The sequence below is a fragment of the Sphingomonas sp. BK036 genome, assembly GCF_004216825.1.
In the GTDB taxonomy this organism is placed as follows: domain Bacteria; phylum Pseudomonadota; class Alphaproteobacteria; order Sphingomonadales; family Sphingomonadaceae; genus Sphingomonas.
Genome location: NZ_SGXR01000006.1, coordinates 103,273 through 127,577 on the forward strand (window position 1 = coordinate 103,273; position 24,305 = coordinate 127,577).

At 67.1% G+C, this 24,305-nt stretch carries 12 protein-coding genes; 5 read left to right on the forward strand and 7 right to left on the reverse strand.

Going from position 1 to position 24,305, the window contains the following annotated elements; all coding sequences use genetic code 11:
• The first annotated feature begins 54 nt into the window (after positions 1-54).
• Complete coding sequence (locus tag EV283_RS13770) at positions 55-2,910, forward strand: TonB-dependent receptor (protein WP_130326321.1); 2,856 nt, start codon at positions 55-57, stop codon at positions 2,908-2,910.
• A 146-nt stretch (positions 2,911-3,056) separates the two neighbouring features.
• Here the strand turns inward: EV283_RS13770 and EV283_RS13775 are convergent, their stop codons facing one another.
• From EV283_RS13775 to EV283_RS13805, 7 genes are all read right to left on the reverse strand, one after another.
• Complete coding sequence (locus EV283_RS13775; RefSeq protein WP_130326323.1) at positions 3,057-5,621, reverse strand: TonB-dependent receptor; 2,565 nt, start codon at positions 5,619-5,621, stop codon at positions 3,057-3,059.
• Between the two features lie 223 nt (positions 5,622-5,844).
• Entirely contained in the window at positions 5,845-7,542 is a 1,698-nt protein-coding gene (gene nagE, locus EV283_RS13780) for an N-acetylglucosamine-specific PTS transporter subunit IIBC (RefSeq protein WP_130326325.1), read from the reverse strand.
• Positions 7,539-10,118 carry a phosphoenolpyruvate--protein phosphotransferase gene (gene ptsP / locus EV283_RS13785; RefSeq protein ID WP_130326327.1) on the reverse strand — a complete coding sequence of 860 codons (2,580 nt, stop codon included), beginning with the start codon at positions 10,116-10,118 and terminating at the stop codon, positions 7,539-7,541. Before ptsP ends, nagE begins: the two co-directional genes overlap by 4 nt.
• Before the next feature lies 1 nt (position 10,119).
• Entirely contained in the window at positions 10,120-11,271 is a 1,152-nt protein-coding gene (gene nagA, locus EV283_RS13790) for an N-acetylglucosamine-6-phosphate deacetylase (RefSeq protein WP_130326329.1), read from the reverse strand.
• Positions 11,272-11,282: 11 nt separating this feature from the next.
• Positions 11,283-12,290, reverse strand: coding sequence for an SIS domain-containing protein (locus EV283_RS13795; RefSeq protein ID WP_130326937.1), 1,008 nt, complete (start codon positions 12,288-12,290; stop codon positions 11,283-11,285).
• Positions 12,291-12,375: 85 nt separating this feature from the next.
• On the reverse strand, positions 12,376-13,113 hold the full coding sequence (locus EV283_RS13800; protein WP_056477704.1) for a GntR family transcriptional regulator: 738 nt from the start codon (positions 13,111-13,113) through the stop codon (positions 12,376-12,378).
• 86 nt (positions 13,114-13,199) lie between these two features.
• Entirely contained in the window at positions 13,200-13,958 is a 759-nt protein-coding gene (locus EV283_RS13805) for a copper homeostasis protein CutC (RefSeq protein WP_130326331.1), read from the reverse strand.
• Positions 13,959-14,336: 378 nt separating this feature from the next.
• Between EV283_RS13805 and EV283_RS13810 the strand changes: the two genes are divergently transcribed.
• Genes EV283_RS13810 through EV283_RS13825 form a run of 4 tightly spaced genes read left to right on the forward strand, consistent with a single transcriptional unit; the run spans position 14,337 to position 24,278 of the window.
• The gene (locus tag EV283_RS13810; protein ID WP_130326333.1) at positions 14,337-17,147 is read left to right on the forward strand and encodes a TonB-dependent receptor; all 2,811 of its coding nucleotides are present in this window, start codon (positions 14,337-14,339) and stop codon (positions 17,145-17,147) included.
• A gap of 59 nt (positions 17,148-17,206) precedes the next feature.
• Entirely contained in the window at positions 17,207-19,381 is a 2,175-nt protein-coding gene (locus tag EV283_RS13815) for a glycoside hydrolase family 2 TIM barrel-domain containing protein (protein WP_130326335.1), read from the forward strand.
• Positions 19,378-21,666, forward strand: a complete 2,289-nt coding sequence (locus EV283_RS13820) for a family 20 glycosylhydrolase (protein ID WP_130326337.1) — start codon at positions 19,378-19,380, stop codon at positions 21,664-21,666. The genes EV283_RS13815 and EV283_RS13820 overlap by 4 nt, the downstream gene beginning before the upstream one ends.
• Positions 21,666-24,278, forward strand: a complete 2,613-nt coding sequence (locus EV283_RS13825) for a glycoside hydrolase family 2 protein (RefSeq protein WP_130326339.1) — start codon at positions 21,666-21,668, stop codon at positions 24,276-24,278. Before EV283_RS13820 ends, EV283_RS13825 begins: the two co-directional genes overlap by 1 nt.
• Positions 24,279-24,305 lie beyond the last annotated feature (27 nt).

Consider the following 24,305-nt stretch of genomic DNA (forward strand, 5'->3'; position numbering starts at 1 on the left):
TACCCCACAACATCTGCCGCGGCGGTCAAGGATCGCGGTTCAGGGAGTATATTCATGCGTCTCGATTTCCGCGCACGCCTTTTGGCGTCCTCTCTACTGTTGGGTATCGCCGGTCCGGCCTGGGCCCAGACGGCCGACACGACGCCGGCCGAGCCCGCTGCACCCGCGTCTACCGCTGCGCCCGACGCCACGGGTCAGGCGGAGCCCGCCGACGGCGACACGATCGTCGTGACCGGTTCGCGGCTTGGCGGCGAAAGCCTCAGGCAGGCGTCGCCGATCTCGGTCGTCAGCGCCAAGGAGATCGCGCTGTCGGGCCAGGTGAACGTCGAGAGCGTCCTGAAGGACCTGCCGCAGCTGATCCCGAGCACCACGGGTGCCTCGAACAACCCCGGCGGCGGCGTCGCGACCGCGGATCTGCGCGGGCTCGGTTCGACGCGCACGCTCGTGCTCGTCAACAACCGCCGGTACGTCGCGTATGATTCGAACCAGGTCGTCGATCTGAACACCATCCCCGCCGCGCTGATCGAGCGCGTCGACATCGTCACCGGCGGCCGCTCGGCGGTCTATGGTTCGGATGCGATCTCGGGCGTCGTCAACTTCGTGATGAAGAAGGACTTCAGCGGCGTTGCGGCGGGCGCGAACTACCGCATCAACGAGGCGGGCGACGGCGGCACCTTCAACGGCAACCTGCTGATTGGCGGCAATTTCGAAGACGGCCGCGGCAATGCGACGATCTATTTCGATTATACCAAGCGCAACGGCATCCTTCAGTCTGCCCGCGATTATTCGAAGCAGGCGCTGGTCGACGATGGTGCGGGCGGCCTGATCGCCGGCGGTTCGGGCTCGATCGAGGGCACACGGTTCGCGCTCGGCGGCGTCAACCGCAAGTTCGAGACCGACGGCAGCTACACGCCGTACAATGCGTCGACCGACGCGTATAACTACGCGCCGTCCAACTATCTGCAGGTCCCGCAGGAGCGCTTCCTGATGAGCGCGCAGACGCATTACGAGGTCAGCCCCGCGCTGAACGTGTATGCCGAGGGCCAGCTCATCAACAACCGCGTGAAGAACCAGCTCGCGCCGACGCCATTTACCGGATCGGTCGCGCTCGACGTCGATTCGTCGTTCCTGTCGGCCAGCTCGCAGGCGCTGCTCCGCGGCCGCGATACCGACGGCGACGGCTATGTCACCTCGACGATCTACCGCCGCCTGACCGAAGTCGGCGCGCGCGTGTCGAGCGTCGACAACACCGCCTATCGCGCGGTGCTCGGTGCCAATGGCGATATTGGCGGCGGCTGGAACTACGACGCCTATTACAGCTATGCGCGCACCCGATCGACCGAGACCCAGTCGGGCAACGTCTCGCGCAGCCGCGTGCTGCAGGCGCTGCGCACGACCTATGATGCGAGCGGCAACCTGGTCTGTTCGGATACCAGCAACGGTTGCGTGCCGCTCAACATCTTCGGCGCGGGCAACATCAGCGCGGCAGCGGCCGATTTCATCACCATCCCCGCGCAGAACACCAGCACGATCAGCGAGCAGGTCGCCAGCGCGTCGATCTCGAACCGCAACCTGTTCGATCTGGGTGCAGGCCCGGTCGGCATCGTGTTCGGTACCGAATATCGCCGCGAACATGGCAGCTACAATCCCGACTTCGCGCTGTCGTCGGGCGACGTCGTCGGCTTCAACGCGGGCGAGGGGCTCAGCGGCGGCTATGACGTCAAGGAAGCCTATACCGAGCTCGCGGTACCGCTGCTGGCGAACATCCCGCTGATCAAGAAGCTCGAAGTGAATGGCGCCTATCGCTATTCCTATTATTCGACCGCGGCGAAGTCGGTGAACACCTATTCGGGTGGCGTGGTCTGGTCGCTGATCGACGACCTGTCGCTGCGCGGCCAGTATTCGCGGGCCGTCCGCGCACCGACCGTGTCCGATCTCTACAGCGGCTCGTCGCAGGATTTCCCGGCGGCAACCGATCCGTGCACGACCGCGGTCGCGGTGACGAACACCAACCTCAACGCAAGCTGCGTGTCGACGGGCGTCCCGGCCGCGTTGATCGGTACCGCCTATGACGGCGGCAGCACGCAGATCCAGACGGTCAACGGCGGCAACCCTGCGCTGCGCGAGGAAACCTCCGATACCTATACGGGCGGCATCGTCCTGCAGCCGCGCTTCCTGCCGCGCTTCTCGCTGACGGTGGATTATTACAAGATCAAGATCGCCAACTACATCTCGACGGTCGGCACCACCAACCTGATCCGCGCCTGCTACGGCGATGCGGACAACGGGTATACGCCGTACAACGCCAGCTATTGCTCGTCGCTGCCGCGCGATTCCAACAGCTATGCGATCACCGATGCGGTCAACACGCTGGCCAATACCGGCGGCGTGACCACCCGCGGCGTCGATTTCGAGGCGCGCTACGGCCTGCCACTCGGCTTCGGTGCGTTCGGTGCGGAGAGCAGCAAGCTCGATTTCCGAGTCAGCGGAACCCGGTTGATCGCGTTCAACTACAACCCGCTTGCCGCGATTCCCGATCTGACGATCAACTGCGCGGGCAAGTTCGGCCAGACCTGCGGCAACCCCTATGCGAAGTGGCGGCTGTCGTCGCGGACGACCTATTCGACCGGTCCGGTGACCGTGTCGGTGCTCTATCGCTATCTGTCGCCGGTGAAGGACGACGACAGCGGTACGGTCTACGCGGTCGAGCGGATCAAGGCGTATCACTATTTCGACCTGACCGCGGCGTTCGACATCAAGCCGGGCTTCACCTGGTCGGTCGGCGTGAATAACATGTTCAACAAGAAGCCGCCGATCATGGGCGACAACCAGGAGCAGGCGAACACCTATCCGTCGACCTACGACCCGTATGGCCGGGCGTTCTTCGTCAGCACGAACGTCAAGTTCTAGGCGACCCGTCCCCTCCCCACGCAAGGGGAGGGGGCAGCGCCGGCCGGCATGAAAAAGGGCGGGGTGGTCACCACCCCGCCCTTTTTCATGCGCCGCCTTTTCGAAGGCCGCCCCGTCATCCCGCAGGACGACGGGGCGGTTTCTGGTCAGAACTCGAAGTGGACCGAGCCGATCACGGTGCGCGGGGCACCGAACGTGTAGCGCGTCGTGCTCGCCGACGAGGTGCCCGTGCTCAGATTGCCGAAATAGCGTTCGTTGAACAGGTTCGAGACGTTCAGCTGGAAGAACGTCTTGTCGAGCCCGGCAAATGCCAGGTCGAACCGCGCGTCGAGATCGACCGTGGTATAGCCCGCCGCGATCAGGTCGTTGACGTCGGTGACGTAACGCTTGCCGACATGCTTGACCTGTGCGCCGATCGAAACCGGATCGAACGATGCCTGGACGCGGCCGCCATATTGCCATTTCGGCGTTTCGACGACGAACTTGCCCGCGGTCGCCGCGGTGATCGCGCCGGTGGTCGGGTCGACCGCATCGTCCTGCAGCTTGGCGTCGATGTACGAGGCGAACCCGTAGAGCGAGACGTTGCGGATCGGGGTGATGCCCAGGCTCGCGTCGACGCCCTTGCTCTTGACCGTGCCGACGTTGCGATCGGTGGTCAGCGTGCCGCCGCCCTCGAGCGTGGTCAGCGTCGAGATGATGCGGTTGTCGTAATGGATGTACCAGCCCGCAAGCTGTGCCTGAATCAGCCGCGACGAATAGCGCAGGCCGAGATCGAACGAGTCGGTCTTCTCGGGCTTCACCTCGTTCACCGGCGCGATCTTCACGTCGTCGAACGCATAGAGATTGTCGGTGCGCGGTGCCGAGAAGCCCTTGGCGTAGCTGGCGAAGATGCTCGCGTTCGGGGTGAAGGCATAGGTCAGCCCGACGTTCGGCAGCACCGCGTTGTACGACTTGATGCGGTTCTTGTACGGCGCGCCATAGGTGGCGGTGGTCGGGTTGGCGGCAACCTGCGCGGCGGTCTGCGAGGTGCAATAGCCGTCGCTCGAATTGCCGGGGATCGTGTAGCAATAGTTGGTCAGGTTGCGGCGGAAGAACGGCGCGCGCAGGCCGAGCGTCAGTTTGAGCGCATCCCCGAAATACGACCCGCGATACTCGCCCGAGACCTGGTGGAGGATCGCATAGGACAGGCGGTTGCGCTTGTTGACCACGTTGCCCGCGGCGTCGAGGATCGCCGAGCTGCCCTCGCCGTCGAGCGCGCTGAACACATCGTACGGATTGCCGGTCGAGTCGAGCTGGCTTGCCTCGCCGGTCTGGCGGTGGCGCGCGCGGTCCCAGGTGTAGGCGAAGCGGACCGCATTGTCGGCGTCGATGTCATAGCGCAGCCCGGCGATCGCGGTGAAACGCTGCGTGCGCGTGTTCGACGGGAAATAGGCGCGGACGTAGTCGAGCGTGTCGCCATCGCCGTTGATGTCGACGCCCGCCGCGGTGCCTGCGCCCAATCGCTGGAGCTGATAGGTGTAGACGCTGGTCGCCGCCGCCGTGCCCGCGCTGTTGGTCGCGTTGGCGTTGCTCTCGGCGAAGACCGCGGAGCCGCCGCCATTGGCGCGCGTGAAGCTGTACGCACCGTCGAACGTGAAGACGAGCTTCTCGCTCGGCGTGTAGCGCGAATTGATCCGGAAATTGCCGGTGTTCGACGGGTTGATCGCCGTGCCCGCCGCATTCCCGCACGACGACCGGTCGTTCTGGCTGGTGCCGTTGACGCCGCTCGCCGAGGGCAGCGAACAGCTCTGGTCGTACAGATAGGCGTTCGACGTGTCGTCGAAGACCGCGTCATACTGGGCCTTGTTCAGGTCGAGCGTGTACGGCGTGTCGGCACTCACCCCGGTCGACGGCACGACCGACGCGCCCAGCTTGGTGCGGATATTGGCCAGGGTCGGGTTACTGTACGAGCTGTTGCGGTTCTGGTTGTAGTTCGCGCCGAACGCGATGAAATCGCCCTTGCTGCCGATCGGCTGGTAGAGCTTGGCGTTATATTGCTGGCGGTTGATCTCGCCCGATCCGCGGAACTGGTCGTAGCGCTGCTCGCTGGCGGAGACCCAGGCCTTGGTGCCGAACGAGGTGAACACGCCGGTATCGATCTTGGCGAAGACGCGGTTCATGTCGTTGGTGCCGTGCGAATAGGCGACGGTCGCGCCCAGCTTGTCCTTCGGCATCACCGACCGGTAGTTCACCGTGCCGCCCGACGCGCTCGCGGTCGGCGAATCGACATCGGTCGCGCCGAAGTTCACGTTGACCTGCTCGATCAGCTCGGGGTCGAGCTGCTGGTTCGAATAGATCGCGTAATTGCCCGAATCGTTGAGCGGAATGCCGTCGAACGTCAGCGAGATGCGATTGCCGTCGAACCCGCGGATGCGCAGCTGGCCACCCGAGCCACCATAGGGATCGCTGTTGGTGAAGTTGACGCCGGGCACCAGGTTGATCGTGTCGAGGATCGTCTGGCCGGGCGTGCGACGCTCGATCAGTTCCTGAGTCAGCACCGCCTTGGCCTTGGGCGTGTCGGGCGTCTGGATCCCGTTGACGTCGGGCTTGGCCCGCGAGCCGCTGACGATGATATCCGATTCCGCGTCCACCGTGCCGGTCGACTGCGCCTGTGCCATCGCGGGCAGGACCAGCGCCGCGAGCGCCGCGCCGCAGAATAAAGTCTTACGCATCTAAACCCCTTTGAAGATCGATCGACCTGCGATCCGCTGATTACGGTCGCAGTCCGATCGATCCGATATGGAGCGAAGATGACAGTATAGGGTCTAAGATTATCCAGCGATGTTTTGCTGGATCGTTGTTGTAGAGATGTCCCGGTATATGTCCGATCGTGTCAGATATGTCAGGCCGTATTGCCGACTTACATGAAAAATCTCGTATGTGTCCGGCTTTGTGTCACGCGACGACTGTTGCGCCCGATGTCATCAGCAGATGCAGCAGGCCGGGGGCGGGGCGCGCGATCGCGTGGACGCCAAGCGCTTCGAGCGCGGTCGGCGACGCGCGGTCGGTGTCCTTGAGGCGGATACGCAGGCGCGTGCCATGCTGCGTCGCCGCCTCGACATTGTCCGCGCCGCCCAGCGCGGCGAGCGTCGCCGGCGTGAGGCGGATGTCGGCAACCTCGGGCAGGGGAGCGACCGCCGCCGGCGCGACGCCACCCGCGGCGATCGCATCGCGGATCTCGACCGCGACCGAATCGGCGATCGGGCCGAGCACGATCTGGAGCGCGTTGTCCGACGGCCGGATCAGGCCGCGCGCGCCGAGCGCCTTCAGCCGTGCCTCGTCGACCGCCCCCTGGTCCGCGACGATCAGCCGCAGCCGAGTCGTGCAGGCGCCGACGCTGGTCAGGTTGGCGGCCCCGCCGAGCGCTTCGGCAAACGCAGCGCCGCGTTCGCTCTTGGCGACCGCCACCGCCGTTACCGGCGCATCGCGCTCGCGTCCCGGGGTCGGGAGGTCGAGGCGTTTGATCACGGTGCGGAACAGCACATAGTAGATCGCGGCATAGGCCAGGCCGACCGGGATCAGCAGCAGCGGCTTGGTCGCCTTGCCGTAGTTCAGCACGTAATCGAACAGCCCGGCGGAGAAGCCGAAGCCGAGTTTCACGCCCAGCGCGTTCATCAACGCCATCGAGATGCCCGTCAGCACCGCGTGGATCGCGTAGAGCACGGGCGCGAGGAACATGAAGCTGAACTCGATCGGCTCGGTCACGCCGGTCAGTGCGGAGGTGAGCGCGAGGCTGAGCAGCATGCCGCCGACCGCTTTGCGCCGCTCGGGGAGGGCCGCATGGTACATGGCGAGGCACGCGGCGGGCAGGCCGAACATCATCACCGGGAAGAACCCGGCCATGAACGCGCCGGCCTCCGGATCGCCCGCGAAGAAGCGACGGAGATCGCCGGTGGTGCCGTGATAATCGCCCGCGACGAACCAGACGATGTTGTTGAGCAGATGATGCAGCCCGGTGACGAGCAGCAGCCGGTTGAGCAGCCCGAACGCGAACAGGCCGAACCCGCCCGCACCGCTGATCCCGTAGCTCAGGCCGTCGATACCCGTGCTGAGTGCGCCGAAGCCGAGGCCGACGACGATTCCGAGCGCGAGCCCTGCGACGCCGCTGACGATCGGCACGAACCGACGCCCGCCGAAGAAGGCGAGATATTCGGGGAGCGCGATCGCCGAAAAACGATTGTAGAAACTCCCGCCGATCAGCCCGGACAGGATGCCGATCGGCACGTCGAGCCGCGCGATCGCCTTGGCCTTCCAGGCTGCGGTGGCCAGCGCGATCGTGTCGCCGGTCAGGCCCTTCAGCGCGTCGGCGGGGACGGTCATCAGCGCCTGCGCGCCCTGCGTGGTGACGAGGTAGCAGACCACGCCCGCGAGACACGCCGCACCGTTGCCGTCGCGCGCGAAGCCGGTCGCGACGCCGATCGCGAACAACAGGCCGAGATGCGAGAAGATCGCGTCGCCCGCCGCGCTGAGCACCGCGATGTCGAGCAGGTCGGGCTGGCCGAGACGCAGCAAGAGCCCTGCGACGGGGAGCACCGCGATCGGCAGCATGAGCGCGCGGCCGAGCGGCTGGAGGGCTTCGAGCAGCGACTTCATGGGCGGAAACTCCGGGCGAGCGTTCGCACGTCCGCGGCTGAGATACAGGACATCGCCGCCGCGGCATGCGCGCGGCAGGCGTCGATCGTGAGCGTCGCGACCAGCGCCTTGATCTCGGGCACGAGTGCGGGCGCGGACGAGAGTTCGGTGACGCCGAGGCCGATCAGGATCGGTACCGCGAGCGGATCGGAGGCGAGGCCGCCGCACACGCCGGTCCATTTGCCGTGGACCGCACCGCCTTCGCAGGTGCGCGCGATCAGGCGGAGGACCGCGGGGTGGAGCCCGTCGAGGTCGCTGGCGACCGCCGGATTGCCGCGGTCCATCGCCAGCGCATATTGCGTCAGGTCGTTGGTGCCGATCGAGAGGAAGTCGGCTTCCTGTGCGAGCAGGTCGGCGGTGATCGCGGCGGCGGGCGTCTCGATCATGATGCCGAGCGCGACATGCTCGGTATGGCCGGTCGCGGCGGCGGCGGCGTCGAGCGCGGTGCGGACCGCGCGGAGCTCGGCGAGGCTCGCGATCATCGGCACCATGATGCGGCACTGCCCCGCGGGGCGGACCGCGAGGATCGCGCGAAGCTGCGCGTCGAGCATATCGGGGTGGGCAAGGCCGACGCGGATGCCGCGCAGGCCGAGTGCGGGGTTTTCCTCGGCGGCGATCGGCAGATAGGGCGCGGGTTTGTCGCCGCCGATGTCGAGCAGGCGCACGATCAGCGGGCGACCGTCGAGCGTGTCGGCGATGCGCTGATAATCGGCAGTCTGTTCCTCGACGCTCGGCGCGCTGTCGCGTTCGAGGAACAGGAATTCGGTGCGCAGCAGTCCGCAGCCCTCGGCGCCGTTGCGGACCGCGACATCGGCATCGTCGGCCGAGCCGAGATTGGCGAACGCTTCGATGCGGACGCCGTCCTGCGTGCGGCATTCGCGCGCGGCGTTGGCGAGCGCGGCGCGGCGGCGTTCGGTCTGTGCGTCGAACGCGGCCTGCGCGGTGGCGCGCGTCGCGGCGTCGGGTGCGACGTGGAGCAGGCCCGCGCCGGCATCGAGGATCAGCGGCGTGCCGGCGGCGATCTCGGCGAGCGCGGGGCCCATCGCGACCAGCGCGGGGAGGCCCATCGTCGCGGCGAGGATCGCGACGTGCGAGGTCGGCCCGCCGCGCTCGACGCAGAAGCCGACGATCGACGCGGTGTCGAGCCCGAGCAGATGCGAGGGGAGCAGGTCGTCGGCCAGCAGGATCGTGCCGGGGGGAAAGCTGAGGCGTTCGTCGAGGTCTTCGCCGGCGAGTGCGCGCAGCACCTGGCGTTCGAGATCGAGCATGTCGTCGGCGCGCTCGGCGAGACGTGGGTCGCCGGTGGCGTGGAGCGCATCGGCCTGTGCGCGGATCGCGGTGCGCCAGGCATAGGCGGCGCTGTCGCCGCGGGCGATCGCCGCGTGTGCGTCGTCGGTCAGCGTGGGGTCGTCGAGCAGCGCGCTATGCGCGGTCAGGATCGCGCGTTCGGCGCCGATTGCGGTCGCCGATTTGGTGGCGAGGCGGTCTGCGACGGTGGCGAGCGCGGCGTCGAGCGCGGCGCGTTCGGTGGCGGCGTCGGCGCCTTCACGGACGACGGCGATCTCGGCGAGGCGGAAGAGTCCGGCCTGGCCGATCGCTATGCCGGGGGAGGCGGTGACACCGGGGAGGCGGCCGTCGGCGGGTAGTGTTGTGGCCTGCTTTCCGGCTCCTTGTTCCCCCGCGGAGGCGGGGGGCCAGGACCCTGCAGCGTTATCGTTCGTGGCTCCTGGGCCCCCGCCTCCGCGGGGGAACACGGGGGCGGTTGGGGCGGATCCAGCCTTCTCGCCCATGCCGCCGAGGATCAGGTCGCCGATCGCGGCGAGCGCGTCGGCGGCGTCCGGGCCGGTGGCCGCGATCGTGATCTCGTCGCCGAGCTTTACGCCCAGCGCCATCAGCGCGACCGGGCTGCGGACGTTGCCGTCGCGCTCGTCTTTGGTGATCTTTACCTCGGACACGAATTTCCGCGCGATCTCGCCGATCCGCGCGGCTGGCCGTGCATGGATCCCGTGGACCAAAGGCACGACGATCGTGCGGCGGACGGTATCGCCCTCGACGATCGCCACATCGGCCGCTGCGTCGCGCGGTTCGATCGTCATCAGCGCCTCGCCGACGCCGACCAGCTTGCCCGTTTCGCTGCGAACGATCGTGAAGCGCTCGGGGTTGGTGACGATCACCGGCGTGATCACCGCGCGCGCTTCGCAGACCAGCAGGTCGAGATCGAAGCGGATCAGCGGGTCGCCGCGCTGGACGCTCGCGCCCTCGGTGACGCAGGGGCTGAACCCGCGCCCGCCGAGCGCCACCGTGTCGAGCCCGATATGCATCAGGATTTCGGCGCCTTCGGGCGTGCGCAGCGTGATCGCGTGGCCGCTCGCATGGACGCTCAGCACGACCGCGTCGCACGGCGCGTGCAGGCAATCGCCGGTCGGGTCGACGGCGATCCCGTCGCCCATCATCCGTTCGGCGAAGACCGGGTCGGGGACCGCCTCGAGAGGCGATGCCCAGCCCTGGAGGGGCGACGTCAGGATGAGGGGTTTCATGCTAGATCCCGTCGGCAATCTTGAGGCCACCGATCCAGGTGCCCGCGGGCCTCAGATCGGCCGTGAGCGCCACCCAGTCCGCGCGCAATCCCGACGCGAGCGCGCCGCGTTCGTGCGTAAGGCCAAGGAATGCGGCAGGGTTGGTCGCCGCCATCGCCGCCGCGGTTACCACGCTGGCGTTCGTGCGGGCGACGAGGTTGCGGACCGCGCCGGCCATGTCGAGATCGGAGCCGGCCAGCGTCCCGTCCTCGCCGAAGCACTTGCCGTCCTCGACATGGATCAGGCGCCCTTGCAGGCGGAAATCCTTGTCGACCGCGCCGACCGACGGCATCGCATCGCTGACCAGCATCAGCCGGTCGTGCGGGCGGGCGTTGAGCGCGAGGCGCAGCGCGGCGTCATGGACGTGGAGACCGTCGGCGATCAGCCCGCAATAGACATGGCGATCGTCGAGCGCGGCGCCGACCACGCCGGGCGCGCGGTGGAGCAGCGGCGACATCGCGTTGAACAGGTGCGTGATACCGCTCAGCCCGGCGCCGGCCGCCGCGACGATCGTCTCGTAATCCGCATCGGTATGCCCGGCGCTGACGATCACGCCGCCCGCGACCAGTCGCGCGATCGAGGCGGGGTCGGTCAGCTCGGGTGCCAGCGTCACCATCACGCGGCCCTTGCGCGGACGGATCAGCAATTCGATCATCGCGTCGTCGAGCAGCCGGAACTTGGCCGGATCGTGGATGCCCTTGCGCGCCGGGTTGATCCACGGCCCTTCGATATGCGCGCCGACGACGCCGGGCACACCGGCCAGGATCGCGGCGTCCATCGCGTCGAGCGTCGCTTCGATCACGTCAGGCGTGTCGCTGATCAGCGTCGGCATGAACGCGGTCGTGCCATAGGGCGCATGCGCGGCGCCGATCGCGGCGATGCCCGCGACGGTCGGCTGGTCGTTCAGCAGCACCCCGCCGCCGCCGTTCACCTGCGTATCGACGAAGCCGGGGACGAGCCAGCCGCCGCCCAGATCGACCGCGTCGGCCGGCGCGCGCTCGAGCGGGGTGATCATTGCGATCCGGTCGCCGACGACGCGGATCGTCGCGCCGTTCATCAAGCCGTCCGGCGTGACGACGCTGCCATTGACGACGTGAAACTGGGATTCGTTCATTTCGACGCCGCTCATACCGTCTTCGTGACCTTGCTGAGGTGGAGTGGCGCGTCGGGGTTGAGGCCGCGACGCAGCGAGAGGGCGTTGGCCATCCGGTAGAAGCTCTGGATCATCAGGATCGGCTCGATCGCCGGATGCGCGGTGTAGGCGGCCGGATCGGTGTCGCCGTTCACCTTGGCATCGGCAAGGCAGACGACCGCGCCGCGCGTGCGGAACTCGGCCGCCGCCTCGCGCACGCCGTCGCCCGCCATGTCGGACGTGGCGAATGCGATCACCGGGAAGCCGTCATTGACGATCGCCATCGGCCCGTGACGGACTTCGGCGGCGCTGAACGCCTCGGCGTGGAGCGCGCAGGTTTCCTTGAGCTTCAACGCGGCTTCCTGCGCGATCCCGTAGCCATAGCCGCGGCCGATCACGAACAGGTTGTTGGCATCGGCCAGCGCGTCGACCACCGACGTCCAGTTCGCGCCGAACGCGAGCGCGAGCATGTCGGGCAGCGTGTCGATCGCCTTGATCAGCAGGTCGTTCTGCGACCAGGCCGCGGTCAGCGCGGCAAAGGCGGCGAGCGCGCAGATATAGGATTTGGTCGCCGCGACCGAGCGCTCGGGGCCGGCCTTGAGCGCGATCATCGTGTCGGCCATCGCGGCGAGCGGCGACTCCTCGTCGTTGACGAACGCGACGACATGCGCGCCGGCGGCCTGATAGGCCGAGACGGTCGCGAGCAGATCGGGGCTGCGACCGCTCTGCGACACGGCGATCACGAGTGCGGTGCCGGGCGCCATCGGTGCGGCATAGACCGACGATACCGACGGCGCGGCGGAGGCGACGGGGACGCCGAGCAAAGTCTCGATCAGATATTTGCCATAGGTCGCGGCATGATCGGACGATCCGCGCGCGCAGGTGACGACGACCGCGGGCGGCGCGGCGCGCAGCCGCTCGCCGAGCGCGGCCAGCGCGTCGCGGTTGGCGGCGAGCAGCCGGGCAACCGCATCGGCGGCCTCGGCGGCCTCGCTGAACATCAGTGTCTGCGGCAACGCCGCATTGCCGGCGGTATCGATAGTCTCGGTCACGGTAAGCCCCCCGGCCGGCGCCCGTGCGCCGGCGTCAGATGTCGTTCAGTTCGGCGACGAGGTCGTACGCGTCGCCACGGTAATAGGATTGGGTGAATTCGGCGGCCCGTCCGTCGCGCAGGAAGCCGCGGCGTTCGATGAACAGGCCCGCATGGCCCGCGTCGACGCCGAGCATCTTGGCATGCTCGGGGCTGAAATGAACCGCGCGCAGGCGTTGCAGCGCGCGCACCGGACGGTTGCCCGCGGCTTCGAGCGCCTCGTACAACGAGTCCTGGACGGCATCGATCGTCGGCAGGCAATAGCCCGCGATCGTCGAATATTCGAGCGCCATCGGCGTGTCGTCGGCGTAGCGGATCCGCTGGAACCGGTACACCGCCGAGCCCGGCGACAGCCCGAGCGACAGCGATTCCTCGGGCGTCACCATGCCGATCGTGCGGCTGACCCATGCGCTGCTCGGTGTGCGGCCGCGCGACTGCATGTCCTCCGAGAAGGACGACAGCTTCGAAAAGCTCTTTTCGACGCGCGTCGCGACGAAGGTTCCCGCGCCGCGACGACGGGTCAGCAGGCCTTCCTCGACCAGCCCGCCGATCGCCTTGCGGACGGTGATGCGCGACACGTCGTATTCGATCGCAAGATCACGTTCGGCGGGGAGTGCGTCGTCCTTGGCCAGCACGTTGCGGTTGATCGCGTCGCGGATGAGCTGCTGGAGCTGGACGTACAACGGCGCAGGATTGCCATCCCGGAACCTGCCAATGCTCGTTGAAATGGACATGAAGGCAACTTTCGATGGTGCCGGTATGGATGCCGAGAGCATCGCGACTGGCAGCAGAGGGTGGATACGTTATATATTGGTATTGTTCAAGCGGCTTGGCGAGCGAAGCGATCAAGGACCAACTTCAGGTCACGAACGCGGTCGACGTCGGTGGCCCGCCGACCGGTCGCGGCGAACCCGAATTCGCGTTCGAGCGCATCGTCGGCCGCCAGCGGAAGCGCGGCGCCGCACGACGCGTGGAGTTCGCGCAGGCCGGCATCGAGGAACCGAGTCGCGTTGCCCGCATCGATCCCGCTGCCGGGCAGGATGACGATACGCCCGGCGGTAGCGCGGTGCAGCGTTGAGAGCATCGGCAGCGCATCGATCGCCTTGATCGCGCCGCCCGAGGTCAGGATCCGGTCGAAGCCGAGCGCAATAGCGGTCTCGAGCGCGGCGGGAAGATCGGGGCAGAGATCGAACGCGCGATGGAGCGTCAGTGACAGCGGTGCGCCGCGTGCCGTCCCGCAGGTCCGTGCGTGGTCGACGAGATGCGCCAGAAGCGGTGCGTCCAACGTGTGATCCGCCGCGCTCGCGCCGATCACGACTCCGGCCAGTCCGGCCTGGGCGGCGGTGGTGATGTCCTCCGCGATCATCGCAGCCTCGCGCGGCGTATAGCGGAACCCGCCCTCGCGCGGGCGCACGAGCATGTGGACGGGAATGGGGAGTCCGCGCGCGGTCGCGATCAGCGAGGGCGCCGGGGTCAATCCGCCGAGCGACAGCGCCGAGCATAGCTCAAGACGGTCGGCGCCACCTAGGACCGCCGAGTCAACGCCAGCGATATCGTCGACGCAGATTTCGAGGGTCATTCGCGGGCTTTCGGTTGGTCGTAATTATATTACGTCTGGCCGATGGAGTCGGCGCGTTCAACGACAAAATCGCCAACAAAGAGCAAGAAAAGGTATTATCGCCACGGCGGCATACCGACGCGGCCAGGCGCTAAATTACGCGCCTAGCCAAGACTAAATTGGCCGAAACCAACGGGTTATCCGATCGTCTCAAAAGTTCCCTCGACAGGTAACCAAACTGTAATTTCCGATGGATTTCCCAATCAAATTGGTTATACGATATTCATACCAAGCTGCTCAGATAGTAACCAAAACAGTACCAGCGGTTGGATAGCGGTGACGCGGCGATAGTCCGGGTCGGAATGACGCTGCGGCGTCGATTGGGAAGGGGTTTTGACGATGGTTTTCCGTAAGCAGGTTTTGTTGACGTCGAGCGCGATCGCGTTCGGTTTTGCAGGCTTCCTCTCCGCCCCGTCAGCGACAGCCCAGGTCGCGCCCACGACCGCCCCGACCACGACGCCCACCGAAGCCGCCGACGCGCAGGCCGCTGCGCCTGCTGATGCCGAGGATACCGGCCAGGACATCGTCGTCACCGGTATCCGCGGCAGCCTGCGCAGCGCGATCGCGGTCAAGCGCCAGGCCAACGCCATCGTCGACGTCATCAGCGCCGAGGCGATCGGCAAATTCCCCGATCGCAACGTCGCCGAGTCGCTTTCGCACGTCCCCGGCGTCAGCATCGATCGTCGCTTCGGCGAGGGCGAGAAGGTCGCGATCCACGGCACCGATCCCGCGCTCAACCGGATGCTGCTCGACGGCCACGCGGTGGCGTCGGCCGACTGGGGCGGCAACGACAATGATCCGACCAGCCGCACGTTCAACTATTCGCTGCTCGCGCCCGAACTCGTCGAGCGCCTCGAAGTCTACAAGTCGCCCGAGCCGCGGATCGAGGAAGGCAGCATCGGCGGCACGGTCATCGTCCGCACGCGCCGTCCGCTCGACACGCCCGCCAATTCGATCTTCGCCTCGGGCGGCTATTCGTACAACGACCGCGCCGACAAGGGCAACGTCCGCGCCTCGGGCCTGTACAGCTGGCACAACGATGCCGGGACGTTCGGCGTGCTCGGCGCGGTCACCTACGACAAGCAGAGCCTGACGCGGTCGGGCGTCGAATTCTTCGGCTTCGAGAACGCCGGGGACCGCTTCTTCCAGAAGGACACGAACGGCGCACTCGTGCGCGACGCGAGCGGCCAGCCGGTCCTGAAGAACCCTAATGCGACCGTCACCGGCGGTACGCGTCAGGATCTCGCCAATGCGGTGTCGCCGTTCGGCATCAACTACGCGTATTTCACGCAGGAGCGGAAGCGCATCAGCTATGTCGGCACGGTCCAGGCCAAGCCGACCGACGACATCACGCTGACGCTCAACGGCCTGCACATCGACGGCAACTACAATAACAGCAGCCAGTCGATGTACGTCATCCCCGGCGCGTGGAGCGGCGACGTTCTCCAGTCGGCGACGGTCGCGAACGGCGTCGTCACCAATGCGAGCTTCGGCGCGGCATCGGCGGGCAGCCAGAGCGCGCAGCTCGACCTGCTGATCCGCAAGACCAAGCTGACCACCGACAACCTCAACTTCGAAGCGGCATGGGAAGGCCCCGGCGGCGCGACGCTGTCCGCGACGGGCGGCTGGAGCAAGGCGATCGGCGGGCGCAATCCCGAATATCTGTTCGATGTGCGGACCGACCTTCCGTACAGCTACGGCTTCACCTCCGACAGCGCGAACGTCGACTATGTGGGCGACCTGACCAATCCTGCGAATTACCGTCGCAGCAACAGTCCGCAGTTGCAGACGATCGACGGTGCGCCGGTGATCGTCAACGGCACGCAGCTGACCGCGGCGCGCGCGGGCGGGATCGATTTCTCCAAGACGATCGATCGCGATTATTACGCGGGCTATGATGCGGTCATCCCGTTCGAGGCGGGGCCGTTCAAGGAGATCCGGATCGGCGGCAAGTTCACCGATCACCGCAACCGCCTGAACGCGAGCGGCTTCAACAATTACTCGACCTCGAACTACACGCTGGCGAGCCTTGGCGTCGATACGTCGACCACGCCGAACGGCACGTTCGACGGCACCGGCGGCACGGGCAACGCGACCAAGTACATCAACCTGTCGCAGCAGGCGGTGATCGACATTCTGGCGAACTCGATCAACATCCCGGTCGCCAAGCCGACCGCATCGTACATCGTCGACGAGACGGTCGCGGCGAACTACGTCCAGCTGAACTTCGAGCAGAGCGGCTTTCGCGGGAATGTCGGCGGCCGGCTGGTCTATACCAAGAACGTGTCGAACTATGCCGACCAGGTATCCGGCACCGACGGCACCCTGCCGACGATCGTGCCGCAGCGCGTGCAGAACGACTATCTGAAGTTCCTGCCGAGCCTGAACGTCGCCTATGAGGCCGGCTCGCAGCTGATCTTCCGCGGCAGCGTTGCCAAGGTGATCGCACGGCCGCGCTACGAGCAGCTCGGCGGATCGGTCGGTCGCAACGACATCACGCTCGATGCCAGCGGTGGCAACCCGAACCTGAAGCCGTATCAGTCGACCAACTACGAGCTGTCGGCGGAATATTATCCGCGTGCTGGCGCGCTGCTGTCGCTCGAGCTGTTCCGTCGCGAGGTGAAGGATTACATCCTCAACGGGCTGAGCCGCCAGACGTTCTTCAACGAGCTGACGCAGACCAACGCGTCCTATCTCGTGTCGCAGCCGCTCAATGGCGGCAAGGCGAACGTCAACGGCGCGCTGGTCTCGGCACAGGGCGAGATCTGGCATGGCTTCGGCCTGCAGGCGAACTATTCCTACGCCGAGAGCTCGACCGACGAGGGGCTGAACCTGCCCTATCTGTCGAAGCACACCGTCAACGTGATCCCCTATTACGAGAACGGGCCGTTCCAGGCGCGCCTGAGCTACAATTACCGCTCGGCCTATTTCCGCGCGATCGGTCGCCTGAACTCAATCGACATGGTGGCGCCGTACAGCCAGCTCGATTTCTCGGCCGGGTTCAACCTGACCAAGGCCGTCACGCTGACGGTCAATGCGCAGAACCTGCTGGATTCGACCTACACCCAGTATAGCGGCACGCGCGATCGGCCGACCGCGTTCTACAAGAACGGTCGCACGTTCGCGGCATCGGTATCGTTCCGGATGTGACGTCTCGGGCGCGTCGGGACCGGCGCGCCACCCTCCTCTACGGAAGTACGACGGCACGCATGATATCGGGATGTATCAGGGCAGGGTTGCGGCGGATCTGGCACGGGAGTGCCGGGTTCGCCTCGGCCGTCCTGATGCTGGCGCCGGTGCCCGCCACCGCAGAGCAGCTCGACCTCGATACGGGGTGGAGCTTCTGGCTGGCGAAGGACGCCCCCGCCGATCCGGCGTGGCTGAAGGCCGATCCGGCGGGGGCCGAGAGCGTCGTCGTCCCGCATAGCTGGCCGCTGTCGCGCGGGGCGAATTCGGAGGGCGTCGGCTGGTATGCGCGGACGCTCGTCGTGCCCGACGCGATTATTGGCAAGCATCTCGAACTGCACTTCGACGCGGTGTTCTACGCCGCGCGCGTTTGGGTGAACGGGACGCTCGTCGGCGCCCATGAGGGCGGGCACACCGCGTTCGATCTCGACGTTTCGAAGGTGTTGAAGCCGGGCGCGAACCGGATCGTCGTGTCCGCCGACGATCGGCCGGGGTTCGCGACGATCCCGGGCTACGCGATGCGTCTCCAAGGCTCGGGGAACGTCTGGTATGACTGGTGGCACAGCGGCGGGATCACGCGCGACGTGTCGCTGCGGATTGCCGAGCGCGGGTTGATCCGCCGCCAGCGTATCCGCCAGCTTCTGAAGGCCGACAGCGCGACGGTCACGAGTGGCGTCCGCATCGAGAATATTGACACCACGCCGCATCGCTACGGCCTGACCGCGATCGCGATCGATCCCGATGGGCGTGAGGTCGCACGCGCGACGCAAGCCGTGACGGTGGCCGCGGCGTCGACCGCGACGCCGGATGCAGCTCTCACGATCACCAAACCGCAGCGGTGGCAGATCGGCGCGGGGAAGCTGTACCGGATCGTCGCCGAACTGCGCGACGAACGCGGCGTGATGCTCGATCGACGCGAGGACAGTATCGGCCTGCGCACGCTCGCGATCCGCGACCGGAGGCTGTACGTGAACGACATGCCGGTGCGGCTGACCGGGGTGGCTCGGCACGAGGATTCGCCGTGGGAAGGCGCCGCCGAGACGCGCGGGACGATCCTGCATGACATGCGCGATCTGAACGCGCTGCACGTCACACTGACGCGGCCGGTGCATTATCCGCAGCCGCAGAGCGTGTTCGATGCCGCCGACCGCGCGGGCATGCTGCTGATCCCCGAAATCCCGATCTGGCAGATGACGGCGGCGCAACTGGGCGATCCGCGGCTGCTGGTGCACGCGAAGGCGATGATGGCCGAGATGATCGCCGAGAGCGGCAATCATCCGAGCGTGCTCGCGTGGAGCGTGATGAACGAGAGCGAGGCTGCGACGCCGCAGGGGCTCGCCTTCGTGAAGGCGATGAAGGCGCATATCAACGCGGTCGATCCCGGCCGGTTCGTGACGTTCGCGGATTCGCAGATCGCGGAGCGTGCCGTACGCGTGCCCGCCTTGGTCGAGGCGGACTTCGTCATGGCCAACGCCTATTTCGGAACCTGGAGCGGCGGCGCGGACAAAGTGGGGCCGTGGCTCGATGCGTTCGACAAGGCGTACCCCGACCGGATGCTCGTGATCTCCGAATTCGGCTGGCCTGGGCCGTTCTCGAAGGACAGCGCGAGCGCGGACGTGGCGCGCACCGACAATCTCAAGGACCAGCTCGCGGCGTTCGCGACGCGGCCCTGGGTGGGCGGCGCGATCTTCTGGAGCTATGCGGATTATCGCTCGAACAAGAACCTCTTCGCAGGGCTCGCGGACGGGTATGTCGACCACGGCCTCGTCGATGCCGACCGCCAGCGCCGCCCGAGCTATTTCGCGTGGGAAGCCGCCAACCGTGCGGTCTCCGCGAAGGTCGATCTTACGATGGCGGGCGAGACGCCGACCGGCTTCACCGCCACCGTCATGGGCGCCGCAAAGGGGGCGTTGCCCTCCTATCCGCTGGTCGGTGCGCGGTTGCACTGGCGCGCGATGGGCGGCGATCGCGTGGTGCTCGGCGAGGGCGAACAGGCGCTTCCGGTCATCGCGCCGGGGGGCACCGCGACGGTGTCCGCAAGCTGGTCGGGCCGTCTCACGCCCGTCACCGTGACCGTCGATATCCTGACCACGGAGGGTGCGCGCGCAGGCGGCGTCGTCCGTGAGTATGAACCATTCAAGGCCGGCTCCGCCGCCTTCCCGCCCGATCCGGCGCAATTACCGAAGGACCCTACATGATCCGTCTCCGCCCCCTGGTGCTCGTGCTGCTGATGACCTCGACCGCGGCGGTGGCCGAGGGGCCGAAGCTCATTCCGATGCCCGCCTCGATCGAGGCGAAGGCGGGGACGCTGACGATCGGCGAGGGCGCCGGGATCGTCGCGGGCGATGCCGGCGCGAAGATCGCAGCCAAGCTGCTAGCGCAGCAGGTGAAGGTCGTGCGTGGGCTGTCGCTGGCGAGTGACGCGGGTACGGGGCCGATCCGCTTCGTTCGCGACGCGAGCGTGGCCGGCGACGAGGCCTATGTGCTGAGCGTCGATGGGAAGGGCGTGACGATCGCGGCGAGCGGTGACGCGGGCCTCGTCCACGGCGCGATGACGCTGGCGCAGCTGCTCAGCCCCGATGCGGCGATCGGCAAGCAGGTCACGCTCGCGGGGATGACGATCCGCGATGCGCCGCGCTTCAAGTGGCGCGGGTTGATGATCGATCCGGCGCGGCATTTCGTGGCCGTTCCGACGCTGTACGCGATGGTCGATCAGCTCGCCGCGCAGAAGATGAACGTGCTGCATCTGCACCTGACCGACGATCAGGGCTGGCGCGTCGAGATCAAGCGTTATCCCGACCTGACCCGGATCGGCGCGTGGCGGACGCCGCCGTCGGCGGGTGGTGCGCCGGGGGAGAAGGTCGGCGGATTCTATACGCAGGCCGAGCTCAAGGCGCTGGTCGCCTATGCCAAGGATCGCGCGATCACGATCGTGCCCGAGATCGACCTGCCCGGCCATGCGCAGGCAGCGGTGGCCTCCTATCCGGCCGAAGTCGGTGTGCTCGGCGATCGGCCTGCGGTCGGTCACGACTGGGGCGTGAACCCGTGGCTGTTCAGCCCGGAGGACCGCAGCATGACCTTCATCAAGCATGTGCTCGACGAGCTGATGGAGGTGTTCCCGTCGCAGTTCATCCATCTCGGCGGTGACGAGGCGGTCAAGGACCAGTGGGAGCGCTCGCCCGCGGTGCAGGCCAAGATGAAGGCGCTAGGCCTCAAGACCGAGATGCAGATGCAGAGCTGGATGATCGATCAGCTCGGCGAGTATCTGGCCAAGCATGGTCGCCGCCTGATCGGCTGGGACGAGATTCTGGAGGGCGGGCTGCCGCCGTCGGCGTCGGTGATGTCGTGGCGCGGCGAGAAGGGCGCGGTCGAGGCCGCGAACCAGGGGCATGACGTGGTGCTGAGCCCCGCGCCGATCCTGTATCTCGACAGCCTGCAGAGCGGGCGGAGCGACGAGCCGCCGGGCCGTATCTCGAACGGCGATGCGATCGTGACGCTGGCTCGGCTCTATGCGTATGAGCCTGCGCCTGCGGGTCTCGCGCCCGACAAGGCGAAGCATGTGCTGGGCGCGCAGATCAATGCGTTCAGCGAATATCTGGTGACGCCGCAGCAGCTCGAGCATGCGACCTTCCCGCGGCTGTCGGCGCTTGCCGAGCGGACCTGGTCGCCCGGTTCGACGCGTGACTTCGACAACTTCGTGGCGCGGCTGGAGCCGCAGATGGGGCGCTATGCGCGGGCCGGAATCGCCGCGGCGGACAGCGCGTTCGCGGTCGATTTCACGGTGCAGGGTACGCGCGGCGATGCGCTGCGTCGCGGCAAGGTGCCGGTGACTCTCGCGACGCAGACGGGCTATGGGACGATCCGCTACACGCTCGATGGCAAGCTGCCGACGGCGCGGTCGAAGGCGTATGCCGCGCCGCTGTCGGTCAAGCCGGGCGTCACCATCCGTGCCGCGGCCTTCACGACCGATGGTCGTCCGACCGCGGAACCGCGGCTGTTCGAGACGAGCCGTGCCGCGCTACTGCGCCGGTCGAGTTCGGATCTGGTCGCATGCCCCGATGGCGCGATCGGGCTGCGCGTGCCGCTGACGTCGGAGGCGACCGCGAACACGCCGGTGTTCAACGTGAACATCTTCGACACGTGCACGATGTATCCGGCCGCGCCGCTCGACGTGGCGCGCGGGTTCACCGTCGATGTCGCGCGGCTGCCGCGGCATTACGGGCTGGCGCATGACGAGAAGGCGCTGCGGCGGCACTATGCGGTGACGACGTACGGCGAACTCGTGGTGCGCACCGGTGGCTGTACCGGCCCCGTCGCGGGAACCTTCCCGCTGCCGAACCCCGCGACCAGCCCCAACCGCATGACCTTCCGCGGCACGTTGCCGCAGGGGAAGGGCGATGCGGATATCTGCCTGACGTTCACGGCGTCGATGGAGTCGCCGTTCTACGCGGTCGAATCGATGCAGTTGTTGGAGAAGAAGTGATGCGGCGCACGGCTCTTATGTTGCTCGCCGCTGTCGCTGCGACCCCGGCCTGGGCGGCACCGCGCACCAGCGTCGTGCTCGACAGCGGCTGGTCGATGCGGATCGATCCGGCCGATACCGCGGCGGCGAAGGCGCATCCGAAGGCGGCGCGGTGGCTGCGCGCGACCGTGCCGGGCAGCGCGCAGACCGATCTGATGGCGGCGAAGATCGTACCCGATCCGTATAAGGGGCTGAACGAGGCGAAGATCCAGTGGGTCGGGCTGACCGACTGGCAGTATCGCACCACCTTAAAGATGACGTCCGAACAGCTGGCGCGCGATCATGTCGACCTGGTGTTCGACGGGCTCGATACCTTTGCCGAGGTGCGGCTGAACGGGACGAAGCTGCTCGCCGCGGACAATGCGCATCGGCGCTGGCGCGTGCCGGTCAAGGCGGTGCTGAAGCCCGGGAGGAACGACCTGCTCGTGACGTTCCGCTCGCCGATCCGCACGTTGCAGCCGATGGTGCTCAAGACCGCGCATCCGCTGCCCGGCGAATATGATTCGATCTATGGCGACGAGCCGATGGGCAAGCAGACCTCGCCCTATATCCGCAAACCCAAATACCAATATGGCTGGGATTGGGGCCCGCGGATCGTCACGCAGGGCATCTGGCGGCCCGCGCGGATCGAGGTGTGGGACGACGCGCGTATCGAGGCGTTTCGCGTGACGCAGGAAGCGCTGACCAAAGCCGAGGCGCGGCTGTCGGCTGAGCTCGACGTGGTCGCGGGCGCGGAACGGCCGGTCACGGTGCAGGTCGCGGTGACCGGGCCCGATGGTCGGGTGACGCAGGCGGCACGGACCGTCACCGTCGCGGCGGGCGCGAGCCATGTCGCGGTGCCGGTGAGCATCGCCAACCCGCAGCGCTGGTTCCCCGCGGGCTATGGCGCGCAGCCGCTCTACACGGTGAAGGCGACGCTGACTGACGGCGGCGCGACGATCGATTCCGCACAGCGCCGCACCGGTCTGCGCACCGTCGAACTGCGCCGTGAGAAGGACGCACAGGGGCGCGGGTTCGCGTTCGTCGTCAATGGCATCCCCGTGTTCGCCAAGGGCGCGAACCTGATCCCGTTCGACATGTTCCCCGCGCGCGTGCCCGAAAGCCAGATCCGCACCGTCATGGCCGGCGCGCGCGACGCCAACATGAATATGATCCGCGTGTGGGGCGGCGGCTATTATCTCGACGACGCGTTCTACGACATCGCCGACCAGATGGGGTTGATGGTCTGGCAGGACTTCATGTTCGGCGGCGCGGTGACGCCGCCGGATCGCGACTTTCGCGAGACCGTGCGGATCGAGGCGGAGGAACAGGTCGACCGGCTCCAGGCGCACCCGTCGATCGTGCTGTGGTCGGGCAACAACGAAGTGCTGAGCGGCTGGGCGAACTGGTCCGACCGGATCGCGTACAAGAAGGCGGTCGGCGCGGACGAGCAGGAGCGGATCGGCGTCGGCATGGCGGTGATCTTCGACCGCGTGCTGCGCGATGCCGCCGAGCGCCGCGATCCCGATGCGGTGTACTGGCCGGGCTCGCCGAGCAGCAATTACGAGGACAAGCCCGACATCGATGGCGATGGCGACCGGCATTACTGGGACGTGTGGGGCGGCAAGAAACCGGTCGAGGCGTATCTCGACAGCTGCCCGCGCTTCATGTCCGAATATGGCCTGCAGTCGATGCCCGAGATGAAAACGATCCGCACGTTTGCGACCGACGCGGACTTCTCGCCGACGTCGCCGGTGATGAAGGCGCACCAGAAGTTCCTGAAGGGCGAGGGCAACGACCGGCTGCTGTTCTACATCCGCGAGAAATACCGCGAGCCGCGCGATTTCGCCGAGTTCGTGTATCTCAGCCAAATGATGCAGGCCGAGGGGATCGAACTCGCCGCGCTGCATCACCGGGCGTGCCGGCCGGTGACGATGGGGTCGCTGTTCTGGCAGATCAACGATGTGTGGCCGGGCGCGTCTTGGGCGAGCATCGATTATTACGGTCGCTGGAAGGCGCTGCAATTCCGCGCGCGGCATTTCTATGCGCCGCTGGCGATCGCGGCCGCGCGCAAGGACGGGGCGACCAAGATCAGTTTGATCTCGGACGCGACGGTGCCGACTGCGGCGGTGTGGCGCGTGCGGACGCTCGACGTCGACGGGAAGGTCCTGGCGGCGACCGAGACGCCGGCGACGCTTGCGCCCTTGTCCGCAACGGCGGTCGCGACCTTGCCCGATGCGGGGTTGTTCGCGGGCGGCGATCCGGCGCGGACGATCGCGGTGGCGGAGTTGCTGGTGGAGGGCCGCGTGACGTCGCGCGCGCTCGTGTCGGCGGCGCCCAAGACGATGACTTTGCCCGATCCGGGGCTGACCGCGACATGGGCGGGCGATCGGCTGACGCTGACCGCGAGCAAGCTGGCGCGCGCGGTGTGGATCGATTTCGGCAAGGTCGAGGCGACGCCGTCGGACAATGCGTTCGATCTGCTGCCGGGGGAGAGTGTTACGGTGACCATTGCGTCGAAGCAGTCCGAGGCGGCGCTGCGGCGTGCGCTGACGGTCCGCACACTGGCGGGCGTTGCGGCGGTGAAGTCGTGATGCGCATTGCCACCACCCCGTCATCCC

What these genes read in the sequence shown, in the direction of transcription:
- EV283_RS13800 (WP_056477704.1), bottom strand. Translation starts at nt 13,113, where the DNA reads ATGTCCATTTCAACGAGCATTGGCAGGTTCCGGGATGGCAATCCTGCG.
- EV283_RS13775 (WP_130326323.1), bottom strand. Translation starts at nt 5,621, where the DNA reads ATGCGTAAGACTTTATTCTGCGGCGCGGCGCTCGCGGCGCTGGTCCTG.
- EV283_RS13820 (WP_130326337.1), top strand. Translation starts at nt 19,378, where the DNA reads ATGATCCGTCTCCGCCCCCTGGTGCTCGTGCTGCTGATGACCTCGACC.
- ptsP (WP_130326327.1), bottom strand. Translation starts at nt 10,118, where the DNA reads ATGAAACCCCTCATCCTGACGTCGCCCCTCCAGGGCTGGGCATCGCCT.
- nagA (WP_130326329.1), bottom strand. Translation starts at nt 11,271, where the DNA reads ATGAACGAATCCCAGTTTCACGTCGTCAATGGCAGCGTCGTCACGCCG.
- EV283_RS13795 (WP_130326937.1), bottom strand. Translation starts at nt 12,290, where the DNA reads ATGTTCAGCGAGGCCGCCGAGGCCGCCGATGCGGTTGCCCGGCTGCTC.
- EV283_RS13810 (WP_130326333.1), top strand. Translation starts at nt 14,337, where the DNA reads ATGGTTTTCCGTAAGCAGGTTTTGTTGACGTCGAGCGCGATCGCGTTC.
- EV283_RS13770 (WP_130326321.1), top strand. Translation starts at nt 55, where the DNA reads ATGCGTCTCGATTTCCGCGCACGCCTTTTGGCGTCCTCTCTACTGTTG.
- EV283_RS13815 (WP_130326335.1), top strand. Translation starts at nt 17,207, where the DNA reads ATGATATCGGGATGTATCAGGGCAGGGTTGCGGCGGATCTGGCACGGG.
- EV283_RS13825 (WP_130326339.1), top strand. Translation starts at nt 21,666, where the DNA reads ATGCGGCGCACGGCTCTTATGTTGCTCGCCGCTGTCGCTGCGACCCCG.
- EV283_RS13805 (WP_130326331.1), bottom strand. Translation starts at nt 13,958, where the DNA reads ATGACCCTCGAAATCTGCGTCGACGATATCGCTGGCGTTGACTCGGCG.
- nagE (WP_130326325.1), bottom strand. Translation starts at nt 7,542, where the DNA reads ATGAAGTCGCTGCTCGAAGCCCTCCAGCCGCTCGGCCGCGCGCTCATG.